The organism is Luteibacter sp. P4_E6, assembly GCF_056401535.1.
The window spans coordinates 1-8,599 of the sequence record NZ_JBFUJE010000147.1 but is presented as its reverse complement, the minus strand read 5'-3'; the positions used below and the strand labels follow the sequence as shown (position 1 = coordinate 8,599).

General features: G+C 64.7%; 10 protein-coding genes. 7 read left to right on the top strand and 3 right to left on the bottom strand.

Going from position 1 to position 8,599, the window contains the following annotated elements:
- The coding region (locus AC1DT2_RS10975) for a GMC family oxidoreductase (RefSeq protein ID WP_477296223.1) at positions 1–291 on the top strand (291 nt) is incomplete at its 5' end.
- On the opposite strand, the gene AC1DT2_RS10970 is transcribed toward AC1DT2_RS10975, so the two are convergent.
- Both AC1DT2_RS10970 and AC1DT2_RS10965 read right to left on the bottom strand, forming a co-directional pair.
- A complete protein-coding gene (locus tag AC1DT2_RS10970; RefSeq protein ID WP_213948234.1) occupies positions 257–721 on the bottom strand; it encodes a heme-degrading domain-containing protein in 465 nt (154 codons plus the stop codon). The genes AC1DT2_RS10975 and AC1DT2_RS10970 overlap by 35 nt on opposite strands.
- Positions 722–768: 47 nt before the next feature.
- The gene (locus AC1DT2_RS10965; protein WP_213948233.1) at positions 769–1,257 is read right to left on the bottom strand and encodes a nuclear transport factor 2 family protein; all 489 of its coding nucleotides are present in this window, start codon (positions 1,255–1,257) and stop codon (positions 769–771) included.
- Positions 1,258–1,441: 184 nt separating this feature from the next.
- Here AC1DT2_RS10965 and AC1DT2_RS10960 point away from each other — a divergent pair, with 184 nt between their 5' ends.
- The 3 genes from AC1DT2_RS10960 to AC1DT2_RS10950 all read left to right on the top strand — a co-directional run bounded on the left by AC1DT2_RS10960 (position 1,442) and on the right by AC1DT2_RS10950 (position 3,966).
- The gene (locus tag AC1DT2_RS10960) at positions 1,442–2,380 is read left to right on the top strand and encodes an enoyl-CoA hydratase/isomerase family protein (RefSeq protein ID WP_477296222.1); all 939 of its coding nucleotides are present in this window, start codon (positions 1,442–1,444) and stop codon (positions 2,378–2,380) included.
- Between the two features lie 132 nt (positions 2,381–2,512).
- Positions 2,513–3,223: an SDR family NAD(P)-dependent oxidoreductase gene (locus AC1DT2_RS10955; protein WP_477296221.1), complete on the top strand. Its 711-nt coding sequence runs from the start codon at positions 2,513–2,515 to the stop codon at positions 3,221–3,223.
- 80 nt (positions 3,224–3,303) lie between these two features.
- On the top strand, positions 3,304–3,966 hold the full coding sequence (locus tag AC1DT2_RS10950; RefSeq protein WP_477296220.1) for a DsbA family oxidoreductase: 663 nt from the start codon (positions 3,304–3,306) through the stop codon (positions 3,964–3,966).
- Between the two features lie 4 nt (positions 3,967–3,970).
- On the opposite strand, the gene AC1DT2_RS10945 is transcribed toward AC1DT2_RS10950, so the two are convergent.
- Entirely contained in the window at positions 3,971–4,909 is a 939-nt protein-coding gene (locus tag AC1DT2_RS10945; RefSeq protein ID WP_477296219.1) for a LysR family transcriptional regulator, read from the bottom strand.
- Between the two features lie 69 nt (positions 4,910–4,978).
- Between AC1DT2_RS10945 and AC1DT2_RS10940 the strand changes: the two genes are divergently transcribed.
- The 3 genes from AC1DT2_RS10940 to AC1DT2_RS10930 all read left to right on the top strand — a co-directional run.
- A complete protein-coding gene (locus AC1DT2_RS10940; RefSeq protein WP_477296218.1) occupies positions 4,979–6,571 on the top strand; it encodes a Na+/H+ antiporter in 1,593 nt (530 codons plus the stop codon).
- 151 nt (positions 6,572–6,722) lie between these two features.
- On the top strand, positions 6,723–7,835 hold the full coding sequence (locus tag AC1DT2_RS10935) for an alkene reductase (RefSeq protein ID WP_477296217.1): 1,113 nt from the start codon (positions 6,723–6,725) through the stop codon (positions 7,833–7,835).
- 63 nt (positions 7,836–7,898) lie between these two features.
- Positions 7,899–8,599, top strand: a 701-nt coding sequence (locus AC1DT2_RS10930; RefSeq protein WP_477296216.1) for a LysR family transcriptional regulator, incomplete at its 3' end; no start/stop codon positions are given.

The window sequence follows — 8,599 nt, the reverse complement described above, 5'->3', positions numbered from 1 at the left end:
ACCGGCGGGGTAGCGATGACCTCACTGTCAGAAATCTTCCTCGATATCCCGATGACGGCCCATTGCCTGGGCGGTGCCGTGATGGGCCGGGGTGCGGGTACGGGGGTGTGCGACAGCCGCGGCCGCATCCATGGCTACCGCAACCTCTATGTGTGCGACGGGTCCGTGCTCTCAGCCAACCTCGGCGTCAATCCGAGCCTCACCATCGCGGCCATCGCCGAGCACGTAATGAGTCACGTGCCCGAGTTGGCGCCGATCAGCGCGGCAGGAACGCGCGAAGTACGTCCGTAACCAGGCGGTGATCCTCCAGCGAGGGCATGCCGGATACGGTGATCGCGCCAATGACACCCAAGGCGCGCAGCCGTAGCGGGAAGCCGCCGCCATCGGAGGCATGCTCCGCCGGGGCAAGTCCGTAGCGTTCTTCGAGGGTCTGGCCAGCCTTCGCCAGCTTCATGCCGACGACAAGGGTGCTCGTACCGAGCGCGAGCACGGTGTTGCGCTTGCGGCGGATCCAGTTGCCGTTGGACGTGTCGGCGCCCGGTGTTGTCGTATAGAACAGCGGGCGGTCGCGCAGGGCGATCTCGATAGCCACGGCGCCCGAGCGCGCGAGCGCGCCTTCGCGCAACGCGTTTCCGATGGTCCAGGCGGTGTCCAGGCTGAAGCCGTCGAACTGCAGCGCGGCTTCTTCGCGGGCGAGTTCGTCTAAGGTCGGGTCAGTCATGCGTCTGGAATCTCCCATGGAAGTGCTGGGATTCTAGAACGCATGCGTCATTCTGCGGAATAAATGGTCGCCTGGCGGATCGCCAGTTTCCATTGGCCACTTTCGTCAGTCCAGATTTCGGTGGTCCGTCGATGAACGGTCTTGCCGGCAAAGCGCGCTTTGCCGACGGGCGTCAGCGTTTCCTCGCCCATCAGGATCACGTCATGGGCACCCCTGGTTGCGGCGTACTCGATCGATCGGTCCAGGGACGTGTAATCGATCATCCGCGTTCGCAGGTTGTTAACAGCGTCGGCTTTTCTCGCAATCATGTTGAAAGGATTATTGACGACAGCGTCGTCGGTGAAGGTGTTACCGAAAGCAGAGACGTCATGAGCCAGGATCGCTTTGTCCATGCGTGTGGTCGCATCGAGCACAGCGGCGATCCGTGGGTTCTTCACGGCTTCCGCAACTGCCGGATTCGCGGCGTGCCATGCGGCATGAACGGGAAGGGCGACGAAAACCAATAGCGCAATGGGTACAACGGCGAGTAAGCGCATCGATCGTCCTCCAGTGTTGGCAATCCTCTCCGGTTATACGCACCGACTTGATCGTTTCCTATCTGTCGATTGGCCAGTGCCATGACGCGAAGCGACAATAAAGTTCGACCCGCTGCAAGTTATATCTGCAGGTCACGGCGGACTTACTGTTGCGTGACACGAAAACGCAAACCGAGGTGACCTCATGAAAACATGTCTCATGGCCGGGGCGATGCTGCTGGCGGCCGTCACGGGCTCTGCTTTCGCCGCGGAAGGTGCCGCAGCCGACCACGGCGCCGCTCCGGTCAAACAGGAGATCAAGGTCCGGCAGATCTCGCCCGCGTACTGGCGGGTGACCTTGCACAATCCACCGTTCAACATCTTCGGGCCGGAAACGATTCCGCAGCTCAATGAAGTGATCACCGCGATCGAGAAGGATCCTGATCTTCGTGTGGTGGTGTTCGACAGCGATGTGCCGGGATTCTTCCTCACCCATTACGACTTCGTGCCAGCGCTGGAGAAGACCACCGGTCTTCCCCCCGGGCCGACCGGGTTGCCCCCGCTACCGGACATGCTCGTCCGCCTGAGCAAGGCGCCCGTGGTGTCGATCGTTTCGATTCGCGGGCGTGCCACGGGTRTGGGAAGTGAGCTGTCACTGGCCAGCGATATGCGCTTTGCCAGCCGCGAAAAGGCGATCCTGTCGCAATGGGAAGTCGGCGCCGCGCTGGTACCCGGTGGTGGCCCGATGGCGCGCTTACCGCGTCTGATGGGGCGTGGCCGTGCGCTGGAAGTCCTGCTCACCGGTGACGACATCAACGGCGATATTGCCGAGCGTTATGGCTACGTCAACCGTTCGCTACCCGATGCCGAGCTGGATGGCTTCGTGGACGCGTTGGCGCGCCGCATCGCCGGATTCGACAAGCAGGCTATCGCCGATATCAAGCAACTGGTCAACGGCCCTTCGCTGCCGCCCGACAACGAGATCGGTGCGGGCTGGGCAGCCTTCATCACCTCGGTACAGCGTCCGCAGGCGCAGGCGAAGATCGGCCAGTTGATGAAGGAGGGCCTGCAGAAGACGCCGGACGTGGAGACAAGGCTGGCCCACTACACCGGCGAGCTCGGAGCGACCGATCCGGGCAAGTAACGAACGTAGACAGGCATTATTGCGCGCAGCGGAACAGTCACTGCCTGCGGCCGGCCATTCAGCACGTTCCTCTTGATCCCCAACTTGGGTTCCATCGGCTCAACGGTGAGCCGTACCCATGAGGAGATCGACATGAGCAACGAACAGAAAGTCGCCATCATCACCGGCGGTTCGCAGGGTATCGGCGAAGGCCTCGTCAAGGCCTATCGCGCCAAGGGCTTCCGCGTCGTCGCGACGTCGCGTTCCATCGTCCAGGGTAGTGACCCGGACGTGCTTGCTGTCGCCGGCGACATCGGTGAGGCCGCCACGGCCGAGCGCGTCGTGCGTGAAGCGATGGCGAAGTTCGGTCGCATCGACACCCTGGTGAACAATGCGGGCATCTTCATCGCCAAGCCGTTCACCGAGTACACGACGGACGACTTCGCCGCGATGATCTCGACCAACCTGGCCGGTTTCTTCCACATCACCCAGCGTGCCATTGCGCAGATGGAAAAGCAGGGTAGCGGTCACGTCGTCAGCATCACCACGACGTTCGTGAACCAGGCTATCGCGGGCGTCCCGACGGCGCTCGCCAATTTGACCAAGGGTGGCCTCACCTCGGTGACCAAAGAACTGGCCGTGGAATACGGCGAGAAAGGCATCCGCATCAACGCGGTGTCCCCTGGTTTCATCAAGACCCCGATCCATTCGCCGGAAACGTTCGCGACCCTCGCTGCCTTCAATCCGATGAAGCGCATCGGCGAGATCAGCGACATCACCGATGCGGTGCTGTACCTGGAAGGTGCCAGCTTCGCCACGGGTGAAGTGCTTTACGTCGACGGTGGCCAGAACGCCGGTCGCTGATCGCTCACCACGGGGCCGCGCGTCCGCGGAGCAACGCGAGCGCGCGGCCCTGCTCGCAACGAGACTATCGGGAACCCCCCATGCAAGCGCAAGACACCACCGTACTCAAACTCCAGGTCGTCGCCGATGTGATCTGCCCCTGGTGCTTCATTGGCAAGCGCAGCCTGGACAAGGCCATCGCGACACTTGCCGGGCAGGGCATCGACGTCGAGCTGGAATGGATCCCGTTCGAACTCAATCCGACCCTGCCGCCGGACGGCATGGATCGGCGTGCCTTCCGCAGCGCCCGTTTCGGAAGCTGGGAGAATGCACTGGCCATGGACGCGCGCGCGGTCGCGGCCRGCCGTCCGCTTGGCGCTGTCTTCAACTACGACAAGCAGACGCGCACCTCGCATACCCTGGCCGCGCACTCGTTGCTCCGACTCGCCTGGAAGGAGGGCGGTTCGTCCCTGCAGACACGCCTTGCCGATGCGATGTTCACCGCGTACTTCACCGAGGGCCAGGACCTTAGCGACCACGGTGTGCTCGAGACGCTCGCGACCGGTGCCGGCATGGCGCCGCAGGCAGTGGCACGCTCGACGCCCCTGCATGCCGAAGTACGTCAACGCGAGGCGGCCGTACAGCGGGCGGGGGTGACCAGCGTGCCCAACTACTTCATGGACGACAAGCCGTTCTTTTCAGGCTCGCAGGACCCGCAGGGCTACGTACGCCTGCTGACGGACGTTGCCGCCGCGCAGCGCTGAGGCCTCAACGGCCGCCCAGGGCCTCCGCCTCGGCCATCAGGCGTGCGAACTCCGTGCGTAACAGCGGTACCGCGAAGTCGACGAAGCTGCGGACCTTCGGGACGGCCAGACGCCCGTTAGGCGTGATGAGGTGCACGGGTAATCCGGCCGACTCGGCGTGACGCAGCACCAGGCGGAGGGAGCCATCCTGGACGCGGTCGGCCACGTGATAGGTGTACAGGCGCGTTACCCCATGGTTCGCCACAGCCGAGGCCATGGCGGCGCGCACGCTGTTCACGACGAGCCGTGGCTTGAAGCGGATCGAGCGAGGGACGGAGCTGCCCGGTGCGGGCGGAAACACCCAGGTGTCGTGGCCGAAGTGCGTGGTGGTGATGATGCGCTGCTGGAGAAGATCGCCAGGCTCATGGATGGGGGGGTGAGCATCGAGGTAGGTCGGCGACGCCACGACCACGCGTTTCACGTCGCCGCCGACCCGGGTGGCGACCATCGATGAATCCTGCAGCTCGCCCACGCGCATGGCGATGTCGATGCCTTCGTCGACGAGATTGGCGTGGCGATCGAGCAGCCTGAAGTCGATCGATACGTCCGGATAGGCTTCGAGATAGGCGTCCACCACGGGGCGGAGGATGTCCTCGCCGCTGACCGGCGGCGCGGTGATGGTAAGCGTGCCACGCGGCGACGCCCGCTCGCCCGCCACGCTGAGGTCGGCCTCATCCAGTTCGGCCAGGACGCGACGGCAGGCGGCGGCATAGCGTTCGCCGGCTTCACTTAGCCGGATCGACCGGGTGGTGCGATGAAGCAGCTCGGCACCGACGTGATGTTCGAGGAAGGCGATGGCCCGGCTCACCGCCGCCGGCGATCGCGAAAGTCGCCGGCCGGCACCCGCAAGGCTGCCCTCGTCCAGCGCTGCAACGAACACCTTCATAGCTTCGATACGGTCCATCCGCAAAGGATAGTCCTCCTCGTCTATGCTTGGGATGCTGCGGGCTGTCCCGCTTTCGCAGGGGTCATCATGTCGTCGACAGAAACGTTCAAGTTCGTGCTTTTGCTTCTGGTCGCGATCCTTGCGCTCGAGCTGATCGCACGGCGTTTTCGGCTGCCTTCGGCGGCAGCGCTCCTGGCGGGTGGGATCGGTATCGCGTTCCTTCCCGGTATCCCGCCAGTGACCTTCGACCCGGAGTTGGTGTTGATCGTCTTCCTGCCGCCGCTGCTTCAGGACGGGGCGTATTACACGGTCTGGTCGGACTTCCGTAAGTACCTGGGTGGCATCCTCTGGCTTGCCATCGGTGCCGTCGTTTTCACGACGCTTGCCGTGGGTGCCACCGTGCACTGGGTCGTGCCTTCACTGCCCTGGGCGGCCTGTTTCGCACTGGGTGCCGTCGTGTCGCCGCCGGACGCCGTGGCCGCGAAAGCCGTGCTCGGCAAAGTGCGCCTGCCGCGGCGGCTCATGGTCCTGCTCGAGGGTGAGAGCCTGCTCAACGATGCGACGGGGCTCGTGCTGTTTCGGTTCGCCGTCGCCGCTGCGCTGACCGGCKCCTTCAGTGCACAACAGGCCGCGCTCAGTTTCGTGGGCCTGGCGGCGGGCGGCGTGGTCGTCGGTGCCGTGGTGGGCTTTATCGCGGTCCAGGTCGTCCGTCGCATCACGCATGTCTACCTGGCGATCACCGCCGCGTGCCTGTCGCCCTGGGCGGCGTATATCGGTGGTGAAAGCCTGCATGTTTCCGGCGTGCTGTCGGTGGTGACGACCGGCATCCTGCTGGGCTGGTACCAGCACGACATCTTTTCGGCCAACGTACGCATGCGCGCCACGGCGTTCTGGGCCGTGATGATCTTCCTGCTTGAAGCCCTGGTGTTCATTCTCATCGGCTTTTCGCTGCGCGGCGTGGTCGAGCGCCTCGGCGGCATCGGCAGCGCGCTGGACGCTCTCGGCGCACCGATCCTGGCCGTCCTCGCCGCCGTGATTCTTTCTCGCTTCTTATGGGTTTACGCCACCGATTACCTGCGCCGGCCGCTGGCGCGTCTCGTCGGCAAGAAGGTTGCCCCGGCATCACCGTCGGCCTCGTTCCTGCTCAGCTGGGCCGGCATGCGTGGCGTGGTGACACTGGCTATCGCGCTGTCCTTGCCCGAACAGATGCCCGGGCGCGACCTGACGCTCGCCGCCGCCTTCGCGGTCATCCTGGTGACGGTGGTGGTGCAGGGCGGCACGATCGCCCCGGTTATTCGCTGGCTGAAACTCGATAGCGCCGTGCATGTCGACACCGTGCACCTCAATGAGGGTCAGGCAAACAGGCTGATCGACCTCGCGCAACTGGAGGCGGTCAAGGCGCATGCGTACGACAGCGAAGGGCACCTTGTCCATCCTCGTCTGCTCGAGCAGTACACGTATCGCGTGACGGTGGCCGAACGCTATGCCGTTGCCCCGCAGGATTTCACCGGCGGACGCGAAGCTCACTACGACGTGATCCTCGCCGCGCTCGCGGCGGGCCGCGTGGAACTGCTCCGGTTACACCGCTCGGGGCAGATCCACGACGAACTCCTGCACTACTTCGAACGCGACCTCGACATGCAGGAGATCTCTGCCGAGAACGACCGGCAGAGCCCCTGATCGCGTCGCTTACGCGGTAGTGGTCATTGCGGAATCCACGGCCGCACTGTCTGGAATCCCGCCGGGCTACTGCCTGGCGAAGGGAGGGCCCAACTGATGGCGAAGCGCGGATGTTTCCGCGGTCTCTCCTTCCCACTACCGGCCGACTTCCATGACCCGCAAACTCCTTGAACCGATCTCCCTTGGCGCTATCCGACTCGACCACCGCGTGGTCATGGCGCCCCTGACCCGCATGCGCTCCGAGCAGCCGGGCGACAACCCGGGCGACCTGATGGTCGAGTACTACCGCCAGCGTGCTTCCTGGGGCGGCTATATCGTGTCGGAGGCGACCGTGGTCGCGCCGAACGGCGGCGGCTACCTCGGCTCGCCTGGCATCTATGCCGACGAGCAGATCCCGGGATGGAAGCGCGTCACCGACGCCGTGCACGCCAAGGGTGGCTTGATCTTCCTTCAGCTGTTCCACGCGGGCCGCCAGTCGCACTCCGACATGCAGCCGGATGGCGGTGCGCCCGTCGCTCCGTCCGAAGTAGCCTATGAAGGCGTCGCCTATACCGCCAATGGCTGGGTACCGAGCTCGCCGCATCGTGCGCTGAGCGAAGCCGAGGTGGTCGATATGGTGGAGCAGTTCCGCCTCGCCGCTGTCCGTGGCAAAGAGGCTGGCTTCGACGGYRTCGARATYCACGGCGCSAACGGCTACCTGATCGACCAGTTCCTGCAGGACGGTTCGAACAAGCGCACGGACAGCTACGGTGGCAGCATCGAAAAGCGCGCCCGCTTCCTGCTCGACATCACGAAGGCCGCTATCTCGGTCTGGGGCAGTGACCGCGTCGCGGTGCGCCTGGGGCCGAGTGGCAGCTTCGGCGCCATGAAGGATTCGAACCCGGAAGCGCTGTTCACGTACGTCGCCGCCGAGCTCGACAAGCTCAACCTGGCCTATCTGCACCTTATCGAGCCGCGCGTGCTCGGCAATGCGGAAGATGCATCGAAGGACCAGAACCCGGTGGCGTCGCGCCTGCTGCGCCAGTTCTTCCACGGCCCGCTGATCGCTGCCGGTGGCTTCACGCCGGAATCCGCCGAGGCGATCCTCGCCGAAGGCAGCGCGGATCTGGTCGCCTTCGGTCGCTTCTTCATCTCCAATCCGGACCTGCCGGCGCGCATCGCCGACGGTGCCCCGCTGGCTCCCTATGACCGCGATACGTTCTATGGCGGTACCGCCGCCGGTTACACGGACTATCCGGCGCATGCCGAGGCGGCGATGGCCTGAGATTGCCTTGAAAGGGCGGAAGGCAGCACGATGTAGCCTTCCTACCCGGATGAGGCGCCCGCCTTGGACAGCCTGAGCTCCCTCGCCACCTTCGTCCACGCTGCAGAAACGCGCAGCTTCACGCAGGCTGGCCGCATCCTCGGGTTGTCCTCGTCGGCCATAGGCAAGACCATTGCCCGCCTCGAGGCGCACCTGGGTGTGCGCCTGTTCCATCGCAGCACACGGAGCATCTCGCTGACCCCGGAAGGCGAGATGCTTCTGGAGAGCTGCCGGCGCATCCTCCAGGAAATCGGCGATGTGGAGCGTGAGTTGGCTGGCAACCGGGCCACGCCACGCGGCAAGCTGCGTGTCAGCCTGCCTATCCTCGGTGGCCTTTTCGCGCCGACGCTGGCGGGTTTCATGGCGAAGTACCCCGAGATCGAGCTCGATCTCGACTACAGCGACCGCCTGGTCGACATCGTCAACGAAGGTTTCGACGTGGCCATCCGCACGGGTGAGGGCGTGGACTCACGCCTGATGTCGAGGCGGCTGGGTTTGTATCACCTGGTTCTGGTGGCGTCGCCGGGTTACCTCAAACGCGCGGGAACGCCGAAAGTCCCCGCCGATCTGATCTCCCACGCCTGTCTCCACCACGGATGTCCCACCACCGGAAAGCTCGAACGCTGGCCCTTCCGGCAGGACAACAAGGGCCCCGCCGTGCCGCTGCCCGTCGCTGCGGGCGCCAGGACGCTCGCCCCGGTGCTGGAGATGGCCGAGGCCGATTG